Raw genomic sequence first — 15,895 nt, forward strand, 5'->3', positions numbered from 1 at the left:
GGGGACACGCCCCGCAAGCCCGGCCGAGGAGACCGAGACGCCGCAGACGCCGCGGACGCCGATCCGCAGATCAGGAGACGGTCATGTCCACCCTCGCCCTCGACGCCGCCGCGTTGGAGAAGCTGGTCTCCGCGGCGGTCGCCGCCCCCTCGATCCACAACAGCCAGCCCTGGCACTTCAGGCTCCGGCCGGAGACCTCGACCCTGGAGGTCCGCGCCGCCCGCGAGCGGGCCGTCCCGGCCGCCGACCCGCAGGGGCGGGCCATGCACATCTCGGTCGGTGCGGCCGTGCTGAACCTGTGTGTCGCCGCCCGCCACCTCGGCTGGGCACCGCAGGTGCGGCTGCTTCCCGACCCGGCCGAACCGGACCTCTTCGCCGCCGTCGAGCTGGACGCCTCCGCCCCGGCCCGAGCCCCCGGTACCGACGACCTGTACGAGGCGATCTGGCACCGCCACAGCATCCGCACCCCGTTCACCGGAGAACCCGTCCCGGCGGCGGTCCTGGACGAGCTGGTGACCGCCGCCCGTACGGAGGACGCGGCACTGGTCCTTCCCGACCAGGAGGAGACCGCCCGGCTGCTGGAGATCACCGCCGAGGCCGAGCGGCGCAACACCACCGACGCCGCCGCGCTGGACGAGAGCCGCCGCTGGGTCCACGGCGGTGACCTGCCGCCCTACGGCATCCCGTCCCGCGCGCTGGGCCCGCAGGACCGCACCGGGCAGGTGCCGATGCGCGACTTCGCCGCGATCCGGGCCACCGAGCACCGGGCCCCCGCCACCTTCGAGCGCGAGCCCCGGATCGCCGTCCTCTCCACCGCGCACGACGGGCCCGTGGACTGGCTGCGTGCCGGGACCGCCCTGGAACACGTCCTGCTCGCCGCCACCGTCCACGGCGTCCGGGCCTCGCTGCTGCACCAGGCGATGGAGTGGCCGTACCTGCGCTGGGCCACCCGAGAGCCGCACCAGCGGCCGGGCCACGTCCAGATGCTGATGCGTCTCGGCTACGGCCCGGAGGGCGCCGCCACGCCCCGCCTCGCGCCCCGGGACGTGCTGGATCCGGAGGGATAACGAGCGCCGAGGGGTAGCGAGCGCCGAGGGGTAGGGAGCGCCGAGGGCCGGCGCGGCCTCGGCCGGCTCAGCCGGCCGGCAGCGGGACCCGCCACAGGAGGTCGGTGCCGCCCTCGGGACGGCGGCGGGCGGTGAAGGTGCCGCCGAGGGCGGCGGCCCGGTCGGCCAGGTTGGCGAGGCCGCTGCGCCGGCCGCCGGCGGGGAGGCCGACGCCGTCGTCCGTCACGGTGAGCGACAGCTCCGACCCCGCGGCGATCGTCACCGCGACCGAGCGGGCACGGGCGTGCCGGGCGGCGTTGGAGAGCGCCTCCTCCAGCACGGCGATCGCGGCGTCGGCGGTCTCGGCGGGCACGGTGGCGTCGAGCAGGCCGGACATCCGGAGGGAGGGGGTGAAGCCGAGCGTCCGCGAGGCCCGCTCGACCACCTCGACCACCCGGGTGCGCAGCCCCGTGGCGGCCGGGCCGGTCTCCCGCAGGCGCAGGCCGAAGATGGTGGCGCGGATCGTCTTGGCCGTGTCGTCCAGGTCGTCGATGGCCCGCAGCACCCGGTCGGAGGCCTCCGGGTGCTCGATGAAGCGGGTGGCGCCCTGGAGGGTCATGCCGGTGGCGAAGAGCCGCTGGATCGCCAGGTCGTGGAGGTCGCGGGCGATCCGGTCGCGCTCCTGCAGCAGTGCCACCCGCTCGGAGTCGCGGCGTCGTTCGGCGAGCTCCATGGCCACCGCCGCCTGGCCGGCGAAGCCCAGCAGGGGAGCCGACTCGTCCTCGCCGAACAGTGCGGCGCCGGCCGCCCGGGCCAGCATCAGCACGCCGCGTACCCCGTGCTCGGGGGTGCCGATGGGCACCGCGACGGCCGGGCCGAGGCCCTCCCAGCGGGGTGGACCGGCGGTGATCCTGGGATCCTTGCGGACATCGGTGCTGACCACGAGCCCGCCGGCGCGCACGGCGGCGCCGACGAAGGACCCGTCCACGGGGACGACCAGGCCGCGGTGCTGCTGCTCGCCGAGACCGGAGGCGATCCGCACCTCCAGCTCCTCGGTCTCCGGGAGCGGGAGGGCGACCACCGCCAGATCCGCGCCAGCGACCTCGGCCGCCCGAGCCACCAGCAGGTCGAGGACGTCCTGCTCCGCCTGCCCCGACAGCAGTCCGTTGGTGACCTCCGCGCTGGCCTGCAGCCACCGCTCGCGCAGCCGCGCCCGCGCGTACAGGCGGGCGTTGTCGATGGCGACCCCGGCGGCGACGGCGAGGGTGGCGAGCACCGCCTCGTCCTCGGCGTCGAACTCGCCGCCGCCCCGCTTCTCGGTGAGGTAGAGATTGCCGAACACCCTCTCCCGGACGCGGATCGGCACCCCCAGGAAGGAGCGCATCGGCGGGTGGTGGGCCGGGAAGCCGTAGGAGGCGGGGTGGTCGGAGATCCGCGCCAGCCGCAGCGGCTCCGGGCGGCGGATCAGCTCGCCCAGCACCCCGTGCCCGGACGGCAGGGACCCGATCATCCGGACCTGGTCCGCGGAGACCCCGACCGGGATGAACTGGGAGAGCCGCTGGTCATCGCCGATCACGCCGAGCGCGCCGAACTGGGCGTCCACCAGGGCCACCGCCGCCTCGACGATGTGGCGCAGCGCCTGTTCGAGCTCCAGGTCGCGCCCGACCGCCAGCACCGCCTCCAACAGGCTGTGCACCCGGTCGCGGGTGCCCCGGGCCGCGTCCAGCCGGGCCTGGAGCTCGTCCAGCAGTTCGTCGAGCCGCAGCTTCGGGACGGGGGCGGGGCTCTCCGGACCTTCCGGCCGCTCCGGCCGCTCCGGCTGCTCCGGACGCTGCGCTGTGCTGTCCAAGGGAACCCTCCGCGGCTCGCCCGACGCCACTGGACGGACCGCCGCCGACGCGTCCGGCCGGTCGTGGACCGGCCCGCCGAAGGACGTGCCTGCCACCGGCGTGCCCGCCACTGACCAGCCTAGGGACCAGCGGCCCGCGGCGCCGGGCGGGCGTCGGCGCCACGATGGGCCGACCGGCGCAGGCCGGGGGCCGCGCGGCCCTGGTGGGGCCCGCCACCCGGCGGAACGCTGGAAGGGCAGGTCGAACCGGACCTCCAGCTTCCGGTATCGCCGCCCGCCGCCCGGGAGGCGCGTCCGGGAGGCGCTCGCCGGATGTCCGGGAGAGGCTTGCGGGGCGTCTGCGACGCGCCGGAGCGGCACCCGCGTGACCGCCCCGCACCACCCACGCGGCCGGTGCCCGCACCACCCACGCGGCCGGTGCCCCCGAGGTGCCCGAGAGGAGTGAGCAGGTCATGAAGGCACTGACGTACCACGGACCGGCCCGCCGCGCCTGGGGCGAGGTCCCCGACCCGGCCGTCCGTGACCCGCAGGACGCCGTCGTCCGGGTGGACGCGGTGACCGTCTGCGGCACCGACCTGCACATCCTCAAGGGCGACGTCCCCGAGGTCGCCGAGGGCCGGATCCTCGGCCACGAGGCCGTCGGCACGGTCACCGGGACCGGACCGGGCGTCCGCACCGTCCGTACCGGCGACCGCGTCCTGACTGGCCGGCCGGCGACCGCGGGCACCGGCCATCCGAGGAGCAGAGGATGAACACCCCAGACCCCCAAGCCGTCGAGCGGGCCGATCCGGCCGCCGTCGCCCGCCGCGTCCGCGAGCGCCGCGACCAACTCGGTCTGACGGACGAGATGCTGGCCTACCAGGCCGCCATGGCACCCCGCTACCTGCGGCACCTCCTGGACGTCGGTCCGGTGTTCGACCCCGCCGGGTTCGTCCGGATCGCCGCCGCGCTCCGGATGACCTGGTCCGACCTGATCGAAGGCCGCGCCGACGCCCCACCGGGGCAGGGCGACCCCGGCCCGCGACCGCTGCTCCTGCACCTGACCGAGCCCGAGTGCTGGGATCTGATCGGTACCCACGGCATCGGCCGGGTCGGCCTGCCCGTCCAGCCCGCGCCGGCCGTCTTCCCGGTCAACTACGCGGTGGACGCCGGGACGATCGTCTACCGCACGTCCGCCCGCGGAGCCGCGGCGCCGCCCGACGGTTCGCCGGTCTCCTTCCAGGTGGACCACATCGACGACCGGATGAGCCAGGGCTGGAGCGTGCTGGTCCTCGGCGAGGCCCACCACGTCGAGGACCCCGACGAGCAGGAGCGGCTCTCGCTGCTGCCCGGCACCACCCCGTGGGCGGGCGGCGGCCGCGCCCAGTGGGTGCGGATCCGCCCGGACGAGGTCACCGGCCGCCGCATCGGCAGCGGATGAACCGGCCCGCGCCCCGCGGTGGTTCGCGGACCCGGGCGTTCAGGCCCGGCTCCGGCGGGTGCGCAGGCTCTGTCGTGCGCGGGTGATGCCGTAGCCGAGCAGCCAGGGCAGGAGCGTGAGCGCGCCGACATAGAAGCCGAGGTAGCCGAGGAAGTCGCCCCACCAGGTCGGCTCGTCCCAGGTGTCCGGGGGCAGGATCGCGTTGGTGGCCGAGACCGCGACCGGTTCCGCGGGGAGCAGCAGCGACCAGAGCCGCGGCCGCCACCCCGGCCGGCGGGCGCACCACGCACCCGTGGCGGCCATCGCGAAGGGGCCGAGCGGCACCCACAGCAACACCGGGACGAAGAGCAGCACCAGCCATTCGTCCGAGTACCCGAACATCATCGGCGTTCCCCCCAGCCTTCCCGACCGTTTCCGGCGTCCTCCCCGCGGCACGGCCGGTGCAACCGCCCGCCGCCGCCCGCGAACACCCTCCCACGAGCCGTCGACACCCGACCCGGCGGCCGCCTGCCAGGCCCGGCCGCGGGTCCGCCGGCCGGTGGCCGGGGGCCTCTCGGCCGCACTCCCGCGCAGCCTCTTGACGTAATTAGTAACGATCCTTAACTTGATCCCGCGTCCTTCCTCTCCGGCCTGTCCCCCACCTCTGGAGCCACCCGTGTCCTCAGGCTTCGCCCGAAGAATCGGCCTCTTCCAGGCCACCGCGATCAACATGAGCCAGATGTGCGGGATCGGCCCGTTCGTCACCATCCCGCTGATGGTCGGCGCCTTCGGCGGTCCGCAGGCCGTCATCGGCTGGATCGCCGGTGCGGTGCTCGCGCTCGTCGACGGCCTGGTCTGGGCCGAGCTCGGCGCCTCGCTCCCCGGCGCCGGCGGGACGTACGTCTACCTGCGCGAGGCCTTCCAGTACCGCAGCGGACGGCTGATGCCGTTCCTCTTCGTCTGGACGGCGATGCTCTTCATCCCGCTGATCATGTCCACGGGCGTCCAGGGCCTGGTGCAGTACCTCGCCTACCTGTGGCCGGACATGACCACCGGTCAGGGCGACGCCGTCGGCGTGGCGGTCCTCGCGCTGGTCGTGCTCCTGCTGTGGCGCAAGGTCGAGAACGTCGGGAGGATCACCGTCGCGATGTGGGGCGTGATGATCGTCTCGGTCACCGCCGTGATTCTCGCCTCCTTCACCGACTTCCACCCCTCGCTGGCCTTCACCTGGCCCGACCACGCGATCGAGCCGACCCACGGCCAGTTCTGGACCGGCTTCGCCGCCGGCCTGACCATCGGCATCTACGACTACCTCGGCTACAACACCGCCGCCTATCTCGGCGCCGAGGTCAGGAACCCGGGCCGGGTGATGCCGCGCGCCGTCATCTTCTCGATCATCGCCATCATGGCCGTCTACCTGCTGATGCAGATCGGCGTCCTCGGCGTGATCCCCTGGCAGGACATGCTCGACCCCGACAACACCGCAGCCAAGTCGGTCGCCTCCGCGGTGCTGGAGCAGACCTGGGGCAAGGAGGCCGCCCGGACGGTGACGGTCCTCATCCTGATCACCGCCTTCGCCTCCGTCTACGCCGGTCTGCTCGGCGGCTCCCGCGTCCCCTACGACGCGGCCCGGGACGGCATGTTCTTCCGCTCCTTCGGCAGGCTGCATCGCGAGCACGGGTTCCCCGTGGTCGGCCTGATCGCCATGGGTGCGATCACCGCCGCCGGCTTCCTGTTCGCCCGGCACATCGGCAGCGCCGCCGAGCACCCGCCGCTGACCGTCCTGATCACCCTGCTCACCAGCGTGATGGTGATCGTCCAGGCGCTCGCCCAGATCGTGGCCGTCACCGTGCTCCGCAAGCGCCAGCCCGGCCTCGCGCGCCCCTACCGGATGTGGCTCTACCCGCTGCCCGGCATCGTCGCCGCCATCGGCTGGCTGGTCATCTACGGCTACGCGGACAAGGCCAACCCGGGTGTCCACCCGATCGAGTGGTCGCTGGCCTGGGTCGCCCTCGGCTGCGCCGCCTACCTGATCTGGTCCAAGATCGAGGGCGCCTGGCCGTTCGGGCCGAAGGAGATCCGCGAGGCCTTCCTGGACGCCCGGCCCGCCGACAGCGCGAGCACGCCCGCCTCCGGATGACCGGGCGCTCGGCCGGAGATGCCGCCCGGCGGCCGGTCAGAGGCCGCGGGCGATGCTCGCGAGGACGGTGTCGGTGGCCCCGCGGATCCCGGCGGGGGGCAGGTCGTGCAGGGGCCCGTCGGTGAGCAGGTGGGCGAGCCCGTGGACGGCTGACCATGCGGCGTACTCCGCGCCGGGTCGCCGCTCGGGCGGGAGGGCGCCGGCGTCGACGAGTTCGTCGAGTCGGGCGGAGAGGAGCAGGTACGGGTCGGAGCCGGGCTCGGGACGGGTCGGGGGGTGGCGCTCGGGATCGGGGGCGGCGCCGCAGAAGGCGGTGCGGAACCAGCCGTGCTCGGTGAGGGCGAAGTCGACGTAGGCGCGCCCGATCGCTTCCAGCCGGGCCCAGGCGCGGGCCTCGGCTCCGGCGTCGGGCTCGGCGGCGGTGGCCTCGGCCGTGCGTGCGAGCATGAGCCGGCCGAGCTGCTCCATGCAGCGGGCGGCGACGGCGGCGAGCAGGTCCTCGTGGTTGGCGAAGTGCCGGTAGGCGGCGTTGTGGGAGACGCCCGCCTCGCGGCTCGCGGCGCGCAGCACGACTGCATCCGGTCCGCCCGTCCGGGCGAGGGTGACGCCGGCGGTGACCAGGGCCTCGCGGAGGCTGCCGTGGTGGTATGTCCGTTTCTCCAAGGTTCCACCGCATTTCCTGCCGTTGTGTTGACAGTGTCCACTTCGGGTGGAAGCGTGTCAATCAGAGCATGTTCCCACTGTCAACATGCCTGGCGGATGGAGCCCTCATGCCCGCCCTCACCCCTCGCCGGCGCCTTCTCGTCCTGGCCACGGTCTGCCTGGCGGCGTTCGCGATCAACCTGGACACGACGATCGTCAACGTCGCACTGCCCGACCTGAGCCGGCAGCTGGACGCCACCACCCGTGACCTGCAGTGGGTCGTCGACGGCTACAACCTGGCCTTCGCCGCGCTGGTGCTGACGGCGGGCTCGCTGGGCGACCGCTTCGGCCGCCGGCCGGCCCTGCTGCTGGGGCTCGCCGGTTTCGCCGCGACCAGCGCGCTGGGCGCCGCGGCCGGTTCGCCCGCCGCACTGGTGGCGGTGCGGTTCGTGATGGGAGCGTGTGCGGCGGCCATCTTCCCGACCACCCTGTCGGTGATCACCAACACCTTCCCCGACCGCCGCTCCCGCGCGAAGGCGGTGGGGGTGTGGGGCGCGGTCACCGGCCTCGGTGTCGCGGTGGGCCCGGTGGCCGGCGGCCTGCTGCTGGCCCACTTCGGCTGGCCCTCGGTCTTCCTGGCCCTGGTGCCGGTGACCCTGGTCGCCCTGGTGGCGGCCTGGGCCTGGGTGCCCGAGTCCAGCAGCCCGGCCTCCGCACGCCTGGACCTCCCCGGACTGGTGACGTCCTCGGCAGCCGTCGGCGTCCTGGTCTACACGATCATCGAGGCACCCAGCCGCGGCTGGGGCGCCCCGGCGACCGTGGCCGGCTTCGCCGCCGCGGTCGCGCTCACCGTCGCGTTCGTCGTCATCGAGCGGGGCCGGGCCCATCCGATGATCGACGTGACGCTCTTCCGCACCCCGGCCTTCTCGGCCGCCAGCAGCTCGGTCACCCTCGCCTTCTTCGCCCTCTTCGGCTTCATCTTCCTGGTGACCCAGTACTTCCAGTTCATCCGCGGCTACGGCACGCTCTCGACCGGCGTCCGCGTGCTGCCGGTCGCGCTGACCATCGCGCTCGGCTCGCTCGGCGGCGTCGCCCTGGCGACCAGGGTGGGCACCCGCGCCGTCGTCACGGCCGGCCTCGCGCTGCTCGGTACCTCGTTCGCGTGGATCGCCGCCTCGTCGACCTTCGCCCCCTACCCGCAGGTCGTCGGACAGATGGTGCTGCTGGGTCTCGGCCTCGGGCTCACCACCGCTCCGGCCACCGAGTCGATCCTGAGCGTGCTGCCGCCGGCCAAGGCCGGGGTCGGCTCGGCGGTCAACGACGCCACCCGTGAGGCCGGCGGCACGCTCGGCGTCGCGGTGCTCGGGTCCGTCTTCACCTCCCTCTACGCGAGCCGCCTCGCCGACGGTCCCTTCGCCGGCCTGCCGTCCCGGACGGCCGACGCGGCGCGGAGCTCGGTGGCCTCCGCGCTGGGCACGGCCGCCTCCCTCGGGCGCGAGGACCTGCTGACCGCCGTCCGGACCTCCTTCATGGACGCCTTCCACCTCGCCTGCCTGGTCGGCGCGGGTGTCTGCCTCATCGGTGCGGTCGTCGCCCGCCTGGCGCTGCCCGGCCGAGCCCCGGCCCTCACCCCGGCGGTCGTCCCGGCCCGTCCGGCGGCGCCGGGGCCGGTTCCGACGGCGCCGGTGGCCGCCGTCGCGTCCCGCAGCCTGCCGACCCGCCCCGCACCGGACGCCGGACCCGGCCCGGGCCGCGGGCCCGCGCCCTGAGGCCGCGAGGAACCTCCGGGCCTCTGGACGCGCGAACCCGCCCGCCGGCCGTGTCGGCCGGCGGGCGGGGGTGAGCGGGTCAGTGCTTGGTCGCGTCCTTGACCTTCTCGCCGGCCTGCTTCAGATCGCTCTTGATCTGCTTGCCCTTGCCGGCCGCGGTCACGAGCGGGTCGCCGACGGCCCGGCCGGTGGTCTCCTGGGCCTTGCCCTTGGCCCGCTCACCCATGTTGCGCATCTTCTTGCCGGTGCTCACTGCAGACTCCTCCCGGTCCGATCGGAACTGCTTCCTTCCGTCTGGGCGTCTGCCCCGGTCCGAGCGATCCACACGTCCCGGCTCAGCCCGGTTCCTCCGGCGCCAGCAGCGGGCCCAGGGGACCCAGATCGAGGTTGAGGTCACCGGGCTCCAGGCCGAAGTGGTCACGAAGCTCGGCCATCCGCTCCTCCAGCGCCATCAGGGTGAGCCCGATCGCCTCGACCTGCTCCTCGTCGAGCCCGCCCTCCTCCACCCGGCGGATCGCCTGCCGCTCCATCAGCTCACGGAGCAGCTCGACGACGGTGAGCACCAGGCAGGCGAGGTCCCGGCCGACGCCTTCGGGATCGACCGCCACCCGGCGGGCCACCGAACGGTCGCCTGGGGTGGTCGACGGCTCGCGGCCCCGGCGGCGCGGCGCGGTCACCACGGCTCCCGGTCCGGCTCCGCGGGGCGGGCGGCCGCCCGGACGGAGGAGATCAGGGCGCGCAGGCTGATCCGCACCAGGTCGACATCGGCGATCGAGAGGGTGATCTCACCGGCGATCACCACGCCGCCGGCCAGGACGCGGTCGAGCAGGTCGACCAGGGCGACGTTCTCGTTGCGCACCACAGACCCGCCGGCCGGGGGCGGCGGCGGGATCACGGCCGGCTCCAGGCCCCGGGCGGGCCGGCGAAGGAGTACGGCGGCCACGGGCCGCTGAGCTCCAGGCGGAGTCCGGGGAAGCGCTCGGCACAGTCCTCGAGTGCGGCCTCGAACGCGGCCTGCCGTTCCCGGTCGACGAGATAGGCGCCGTTGAGCAGCGCCGGTCCGCGTCCGGCGGACGCCTCCGCGGGCTGCGGCGGGTGGGAGACCGCCCCGTCCGCGGACGCGGCCAGCACGCGGTGCACGACCTCGGCGTCCTCGTACCCGCGCTGCAGCTCCGCCTCCCGCGTGCGCCGCCGGTCGCGGCGTCGCAGGAGGTAGGCGGTTCCGGGGCGCTCCTGGTCCGCGCCGCCGACCGCGGGCTCCTCCGGGGCCTCTGTGGTCCCGAGGTGGGCCTTGACCCCCCACTCGGCGCGGCCGGCGATCCGCCGCAGGGCGCCGAGCAGCTCGTCCCGGTGCTCGCGCAGCACCGCGGCGGTGCGCCGGTCGTCCCGGTGGAGGGTGGCGAAGCGCGCGGGCAGGGCCGGCGACGTGCTGCTCAGCACCTCGACGACGTGGTGGTGGCGCAGGACGGCCGATTCGAGCCAGGAGGCGTCGCCCAGGCGCGCCCGGAGGGGCTCCTCGTCGAAATCCGCGCGGGGGACGGCCCCGACGACCGCGGCGAGGCCGGGAACGGTGACGGTGTGCGGCGGCTCGCCCGCGACGCCGGTGAGGCCGGTCGGCACGGCGACGTCACCGGGAGCCACCGCGTACAGCCAGGTGGCGTCGGTGCTGGGGGTCGGGATCATGGCGGGTCGGCTTTCCGGGTGCGTTCCTCCGCAGGTCTCGCGGATGTGCCACGGCTTCGCCGCGGAGCGTCCGAAGCCGCTCGACGGGGCGCCTTCGTGCGTTCCCGGCGCTCTTCCGCCGGGCGCTCCTCGGCCGGAACGTCGCCGTCCGGGCCGTCGTCGGCCGGCCGGTCGTCGAGCGCCTGGAGTTCGCCGATCCGGCGGCGCAGCCGGCGGTTCTCGGCGGCCAGGTCCCGGTCCCCGGAGGAGAGGCTCGGGTCGTGTTCCCACCAGTCGATGCCCATCTCCCGGGCCCGGTCCACCGACGCCACCAGCAGGCGGATCCGGATGGTGAGCAGTTCGATGTCCAGCAGGTCCACCCGGATGTCCCCGGCGATCACGATGCCCTTGTCCAGGACGCGCTCCAGCAGATCGGCGAGGTTCGCCGGCTGCGGGGCGGCGGGGGCACGGCGTGCGGGCGGGTACGGCCCGCCCCACGAGGGCTCGGTCATGACGGCTCCCTGGGAATGTGAGTCGGTCCGGGGGCGCGGGGTGCGGCGAAGCGCGACGGAGCTCGACCGGTCAGCATCCTTCCGCCTCCGCGACCAGGGCTGCTGCGAACTCGTACGGCGCGAGCGGGCCCAGCAGCCGCAGGGACACCCGATCCGACCAGGACCGGGCCAACGCCTCGGCGGTCGACTCGAAGTCGGCCCAGTCGTCCGGGTGGACCAGGAAGGAGGCGCTGAACCCCGGGTCGGCCGACCCGTCGGGCGCCGTGGCGACCGCGGTGGCCAGCGGGCCGAGCCGGTCGACGAGGCCGTCGCGGTCGGTACCGCTGCGCGCGGCGACCGCATCGGCGACCAGCTCGCCCAGACGGACGCGCTGGACGTGGCCGGGATCCTCCGACGCGGCCAGGCTCTGCGCGCGCAACCGGGCGATGTCCTCCCGGCCGCCGACGATCTCCCGGAGCAGGCGGTCCTCGTGGTAGCTCGCGCGGAGCGTGTACTGGGCACGACCGTCCAAGGCGCTGAGGGCCCTGCGGAAGATCGGCTCCTGCGGACGGAGCAGGGCTCGGACGACCTGTTCGGCGGTGTCCGCCACCGTGCCGAACCGCAACGGCAGGACTCCGGCGCCGGCGGCGGTGAAGCCGTTCAGCAACGCGACGTGGGCCCGCAGGTCGGCGGCCGTACCCAAGGGCCGGTCTTCCGGCACCGGGCTGACCGGCGCGGCGACCCGGCCGTGGCGCACCAGCGTGACCCGCCCGGGAGGATCACCGACGCCGGTCGCTCCGGTCGGTTCGGCGGCGTCGGCCGGGACCACGCCGTAGACGTAGCAGACCGGGCCGGCCCGCACCGAGGGTGTGGTGTTCACTGGTCCTGCTCCCTCCGCTCGGTCGTGCTCCGTGGCGGCCTGCGCCCGGCTCGCTCCTGCGGTTCCCGCACCGCCTCGTCGCGGCTGCGGCCGCGGCCCGGACCGACCGTCGCCTTCACCGCTCCGAGTGCACGGCGGCCCTCGGGGCGGACACCTGCGTCGGTCGTGCCGTCCGTAGCCGGCGGCCCGGCCGCTCCCGTGCCGCCGTCCTGGGTGAGGTCCAGCCGGTTGACGGCCTCGGCGAAGCGCAGGTAGGTGTCCACGCTCGCGACGACGATGCGGGCGTCGACGGTGAGCAGTTCGAGGCCGAGCAGGGAGACCCGGACGAAGACGTCGATGACGAGGCCCCTGTCCAGGATCACGTCGATCACGTCGACCAGGCCTCCCGAGGACGGCCGGTCCGGCGGGAGGCCGGTGGGGCGGGGTGCGACGGTCATCACGACCACCTGGTCCGGCTACCTGCTCCGTGCGAGTTGCCGGCGGCGGCGGGCGGGCCGCTCGTCGGCCTCGTCCGATTCGTCCGCGTCCTGGTCGTCGGGCTCTTCGTCCTCCTCGGGCTCTTCGTCCTCTTCGTCCTCTTCATCCGCATAGTCCTCGTCGTCGTACTCCGGCTCCTCCTCGTCGGCCTCGTCCTCGTCGTACTCGTCCTCCGCGCGGTCCTCGTCGTCCTCGTCCTCGTCCTGCGCGCGGTCCTCGTCGTCGTCGTCTTCTTCTTCGTCCTCGTCCTGCGCGCGGTCCTCGTCCGCGTCCGCGTTCTCCTCGTCGTAGCCGGCGTCCTGCTGCTCGTCGTCGTAGCCCTCTTCGTCCGCTTCGTCCCCGGCCTCGCGGTCTTGGTCCTGGCCCTCCTCGGACTCCGACGACTCTTCGTCGCGCTCCTCTTCCTCCTTCATGGCGTCCTCGTGCGACTTCACGACGTCGCCGTCGCGGATCTCGCCGCGCCAGCCCTCCACACCGTCCTGATCGAGGATCGTGCGGGTCATCACGTGCCGCCGGAAGTGCTTGAGTTCCAGCCGCGTCCGGCGGCCCTGGGCACGCCACAGGTTGCCGGTCCGCTCGAACAGGCCCTGCGGGTGGTACTCCAGGCACACGAGGATCTTGGTGAGGTTGGGGGCCAGCTCGTGGAAGGTGACCGAGCCGTCGACGTGACCCTTGGCGCCCTTGGAACGCCAGACGATCAACTCGTCCGGGACCTGCTCGATGATGGTCGACTCCCAGGTGCGGTGCGACAGGAAGATGCCGGCCTTCCAGGAGATCTTCTGGTCGGACTCCTGCTCCACCTTCTCCAGCCGCTTCGTGAACTTGGGGAAGTCCTGGAACTGCGTCCACTGGTTGTAGGCGACCCGGACGGGGACGCCGACCTCGATCTCCTCCACGATGTTGGTGACCTTGAGCTTCCCGCCCTTGCCGCCACCCTTGCCGCCACCCTTGCCACCGCCGCCGGTGAGGCTGTTGCCGATCAGGTGGCGGGCGCCGGCGAGTCCGGCGCCGAGCATCGTCCGCATCGGCGTCCCCCCGCCGTTCCCGCCTCCGAGGAGACCGGATCCGCCGTTCTCGACGTAGTCGAGCAGCCGGTCGGTGAGGTCGCCGACCTTGTCGGTGGCGACGGCCATGGCCCGCTCGCCCGCGGCAACGGCGAGTTCGCGGGTCTGGTCCAGCAGTTGTTCGGTGGGGAGCTGTTCCAGGACATTCACCAGCGCGTTGCCGCGGCCTTCGTCCTGCTTGGCCATCGTCCTCACCTCCGTCCGCGTGTGGTGCCACGCGCTGTCGTCTTCTTCGCCGTACCGGCGGCGGTCTTCCGTGCGGACGACGCGGAGGAGGCGGTCTTCCGTGCGGACGACGCGGAGGAGGCGGCCTTCCGGGCCGGGGCCTTGGCAGCCGCGGTCTTGCGAGCCGGGGTGGCCGCCTTACGGGCGGGAGCCTTGGTCGTGCGCTTGGCGGCGCCGGCCTTGGTGGAGGCGGCGCTCTTCGCGGGCGTGGCCTTCTTGTCGGCGCCCGCCCGGGCGGACCTGGTGCCCGTCGACTTGGGCTTGGCCGCCCTGCTGGAGGAGGACGACCGCGTTCGCTTCTTCGGCGTCTCCTGCGCTTCCTCCTCGGGCTCCTCCTCGGGCTCCTCCTCGGGCTCCTCGTCCGGCTCGTCGCGTTCCTCGTCGCGTTCCTCGTCAGGCTCTTCCTCGGGCTCCTCTTCGGACCTCTCCTCGGGCTCCTCGTCGACCTCGTCCTCGGGCTCCTCGGGCTCTTCGGGCTCTTCGCCGCGGCGCTGGGTGCCCGCGCGCAGGTCCTTCGTGCGCTGCTTCAACCGGTCGGTCAGCGCGCCCACCTGATGGCTCGCGGCGGTGACGGCGGCCTTCTTGCCCGCCTCGGCGAGCTCCCCCTGGACGCTCCCGGCCAGCTCACGGAGCTGTGGGGAGGACTCGACGAGCTGGCCGAGGAGGACCCCCGGATTGGTGCTGAGTCGTTTGCCTGCGGCCAGTCCGGCCAGGGCCAGTGCCCAACGGGCCTTGTGCAAGCGCCCGAGGAGGTAGCCCCCGCCGACGGCTGCGGCGAGTTTGGCGTTGTTCATGGTCTTCACCCGTGGGTCGTCCCGGCCCTCCATTGCGGCGGGCCCCTGTGTGGCCATGCCGCCTACCCGACCGTGCTCGCAGCAAACGACGCCGCGTGGCGAAGGACGGGAGAGGAGGAAGGGCGGGAACGGCCACCGCTCCCGGGTGTACCGGACCGGCGCCGCAGCGTGAGAACCGGCAGCTCCCACACGAGGTTTGAACGCCTGCCGTCCGGTCACACGCACGGCTGCCCGTCCCCGTGGCGAGCCCGACAAGGAAGAGGGAGGACGGGTCCGGGCGTTCGACCACCGCCCGGACTCCCCGCGGGCGGCGCCCGCAGGCGACCGGTCGTCACCGACCCCGCCGCCGGCCCCGTCCGTCCCCCGGAGGCCCGGATGAATCCCTTCGAACGCGCCCTGCGGTCCCTCGACCGCGCCCAGCAGCGCCGCACCGCCCCGGCCTTCGTCATCGGTGTGATCAAGAAGTACGGAGACGACCGGGGCGGCCTGCTGGCCGCCCTGGTCACGTACTACGCCTTTCTCGCGCTGATCCCGCTGCTGCTCCTGCTGAGCACCGTCCTCGGCTTCGTCCTGCACGGCAACCCGGGCGCCCAGCGGGCGGTGGTGGACTCCGCGCTGGCCGACTTCCCGATCATCGGCAGTCAGCTCAGGCAGAACGTCCACTCCGTCGAGGGCAGCGGGATCGCCCTGTTCGTCGCCCTGTTCGGGCTGCTCTACGGCGTCCTCGGCGTCGCCCAGGTCCTCCAGCACACCATGGCCGAGGTGTGGAACGTGCCGGGCGCCCGCCGTCCCGGCTACTGGGGGCGCCTGGCCCGCGCCCTGCTCCTGTTCGCGACCCTCGGCACCGGCCTCGTCCTCGCCACGGGCGCGGCGACCCTCACCGGTACCACGCTCGGGGGGACGGCAGCCCGCGTCGGCTCCCTGCTGCTGTCGGTGCTGATCAACACGGCGCTCTGCTTCGCATGCTTCCGCATCCTCACGCCGGCCGAGGTCCGCAGCCGTGCACTGTGGCCCGGCTGCCTCGCCGCCGGGCCGGTCTTCACCCTGCTCCAGGCCTTCGGCGCCCTCCTGGTCAGCCACCAGCTGCGCCACGCCTCGCAGATCTACGGCTTCTTCGCGACGGTGATCGGCCTGCTGTTCTGGCTCTACCTCACCGCGCAGGTGACGGTCTACGCGGCCGAGACCAACGTAGTCGCCGCCCGTCGGCTGTGGCCCCGGAGCCTGCTCCAGCCTCCGCTCACCGGCCCCGACGAGGAGGTCCTGGAGGCGATCGCCCAGCAGGAGCAGCGGCGCCCCGAACAGCGGGTCGAGGTCGACTTCGTCGACGAGGACGAGCCCGCGGGCGACTCCACCGGCGGAGGCGACGGCGGCGGGGCCGGCGACGGCGGCAGGACCGGCCGCAAGGGCGGCCGTTGACCGGGCCCGCCGGCCGCCGGCTCCGCCGCCGTCGCCTGCGC

17 protein-coding genes and 1 pseudogene are annotated in these 15,895 nt (G+C 74.1%); 6 read left to right on the plus strand and 12 right to left on the minus strand.

The features are described from left to right. The first annotated feature begins 83 nt into the window (after positions 1–83). Positions 84–1,067, plus strand: a complete 984-nt coding sequence (locus tag MCM47_RS07460) for a nitroreductase family protein (protein ID WP_238859672.1) — start codon at positions 84–86, stop codon at positions 1,065–1,067. 67 nt (positions 1,068–1,134) lie between these two features. Here the strand turns inward: MCM47_RS07460 and MCM47_RS07465 are convergent, their stop codons facing one another. After that, on the minus strand, positions 1,135–2,895 hold the full coding sequence (locus MCM47_RS07465) for a GAF domain-containing protein (protein ID WP_374209085.1): 1,761 nt from the start codon (positions 2,893–2,895) through the stop codon (positions 1,135–1,137). Positions 2,896–3,347: 452 nt separating this feature from the next. Between MCM47_RS07465 and MCM47_RS07470 the strand changes: the two are divergent. After that, positions 3,348–3,620 (plus strand): annotated as a pseudogene (locus MCM47_RS07470) (alcohol dehydrogenase catalytic domain-containing protein); the annotation flags it as partial. Positions 3,621–3,643: 23 nt separating this feature from the next. Further along, positions 3,644–4,315, plus strand: coding sequence for a pyridoxamine 5'-phosphate oxidase family protein (locus MCM47_RS07475; protein ID WP_238859673.1), 672 nt, complete (start codon positions 3,644–3,646; stop codon positions 4,313–4,315). 39 nt (positions 4,316–4,354) lie between these two features. Here MCM47_RS07475 and MCM47_RS07480 read toward each other — a convergent pair whose 3' ends face one another. Then, positions 4,355–4,699: a hypothetical protein gene (locus tag MCM47_RS07480; RefSeq protein ID WP_238859674.1), complete on the minus strand. Its 345-nt coding sequence runs from the start codon at positions 4,697–4,699 to the stop codon at positions 4,355–4,357. A gap of 271 nt (positions 4,700–4,970) precedes the next feature. Here MCM47_RS07480 and MCM47_RS07485 point away from each other — a divergent pair, with 271 nt between their 5' ends. Continuing rightward, positions 4,971–6,434 (plus strand): APC family permease, encoded by a 1,464-nt coding sequence (locus tag MCM47_RS07485; RefSeq protein WP_308222297.1) that lies wholly within the window; start codon positions 4,971–4,973, stop codon positions 6,432–6,434. A gap of 36 nt (positions 6,435–6,470) precedes the next feature. On the opposite strand, the gene MCM47_RS07490 is transcribed toward MCM47_RS07485, so the two are convergent. Then, positions 6,471–7,097 (minus strand): TetR/AcrR family transcriptional regulator, encoded by a 627-nt coding sequence (locus tag MCM47_RS07490; RefSeq protein WP_238859675.1) that lies wholly within the window; start codon positions 7,095–7,097, stop codon positions 6,471–6,473. Positions 7,098–7,204: 107 nt separating this feature from the next. Here MCM47_RS07490 and MCM47_RS07495 point away from each other — a divergent pair, with 107 nt between their 5' ends. Beyond that, positions 7,205–8,845 (plus strand): MFS transporter, encoded by a 1,641-nt coding sequence (locus MCM47_RS07495; RefSeq protein WP_238859676.1) that lies wholly within the window; start codon positions 7,205–7,207, stop codon positions 8,843–8,845. A gap of 79 nt (positions 8,846–8,924) precedes the next feature. Here the strand turns inward: MCM47_RS07495 and MCM47_RS07500 are convergent, their stop codons facing one another. The 9 genes from MCM47_RS07500 to MCM47_RS07540 all read right to left on the minus strand — a co-directional run bounded on the left by MCM47_RS07500 (position 8,925) and on the right by MCM47_RS07540 (position 14,495). Beyond that, entirely contained in the window at positions 8,925–9,098 is a 174-nt protein-coding gene (locus MCM47_RS07500; RefSeq protein ID WP_238859678.1) for a CsbD family protein, read from the minus strand. 82 nt (positions 9,099–9,180) lie between these two features. Then, complete coding sequence (locus tag MCM47_RS07505; protein WP_238860053.1) at positions 9,181–9,465, minus strand: gas vesicle protein K; 285 nt, start codon at positions 9,463–9,465, stop codon at positions 9,181–9,183. Between the two features lie 53 nt (positions 9,466–9,518). Beyond that, complete coding sequence (locus tag MCM47_RS07510) at positions 9,519–9,740, minus strand: gas vesicle protein (RefSeq protein WP_238859679.1); 222 nt, start codon at positions 9,738–9,740, stop codon at positions 9,519–9,521. After that, positions 9,737–10,528, minus strand: a complete 792-nt coding sequence (locus MCM47_RS07515; protein WP_238859681.1) for a GvpL/GvpF family gas vesicle protein — start codon at positions 10,526–10,528, stop codon at positions 9,737–9,739. Before MCM47_RS07515 ends, MCM47_RS07510 begins: the two co-directional genes overlap by 4 nt. After that, a complete protein-coding gene (locus tag MCM47_RS07520; RefSeq protein ID WP_238859682.1) occupies positions 10,525–11,019 on the minus strand; it encodes a gas vesicle protein in 495 nt (164 codons plus the stop codon). Before MCM47_RS07520 ends, MCM47_RS07515 begins: the two co-directional genes overlap by 4 nt. A gap of 70 nt (positions 11,020–11,089) precedes the next feature. Further along, the gene (locus tag MCM47_RS07525; RefSeq protein WP_238859683.1) at positions 11,090–11,878 is read right to left on the minus strand and encodes a GvpL/GvpF family gas vesicle protein; all 789 of its coding nucleotides are present in this window, start codon (positions 11,876–11,878) and stop codon (positions 11,090–11,092) included. Further along, positions 11,875–12,315: a gas vesicle protein GvpJ gene (gene gvpJ, locus MCM47_RS07530; RefSeq protein ID WP_238859684.1), complete on the minus strand. Its 441-nt coding sequence runs from the start codon at positions 12,313–12,315 to the stop codon at positions 11,875–11,877. The genes MCM47_RS07525 and gvpJ overlap by 4 nt, the downstream gene beginning before the upstream one ends. A gap of 18 nt (positions 12,316–12,333) precedes the next feature. Further along, positions 12,334–13,605 carry an SRPBCC family protein gene (locus tag MCM47_RS07535; RefSeq protein ID WP_238859685.1) on the minus strand — a complete coding sequence of 424 codons (1,272 nt, stop codon included), beginning with the start codon at positions 13,603–13,605 and terminating at the stop codon, positions 12,334–12,336. Between the two features lie 5 nt (positions 13,606–13,610). Then, a complete protein-coding gene (locus MCM47_RS07540; RefSeq protein WP_238859686.1) occupies positions 13,611–14,495 on the minus strand; it encodes a histone protein in 885 nt (294 codons plus the stop codon). A 318-nt stretch (positions 14,496–14,813) separates the two neighbouring features. Between MCM47_RS07540 and MCM47_RS07545 the strand changes: the two genes are divergently transcribed. After that, on the plus strand, positions 14,814–15,854 hold the full coding sequence (locus tag MCM47_RS07545; RefSeq protein WP_238859687.1) for a YihY/virulence factor BrkB family protein: 1,041 nt from the start codon (positions 14,814–14,816) through the stop codon (positions 15,852–15,854). Positions 15,855–15,895: the final 41 nt, after the last annotated feature.

This window comes from Kitasatospora sp. A2-31 (assembly GCF_022288725.1).
Lineage (GTDB): Bacteria > Actinomycetota > Actinomycetes > Streptomycetales > Streptomycetaceae > Kitasatospora.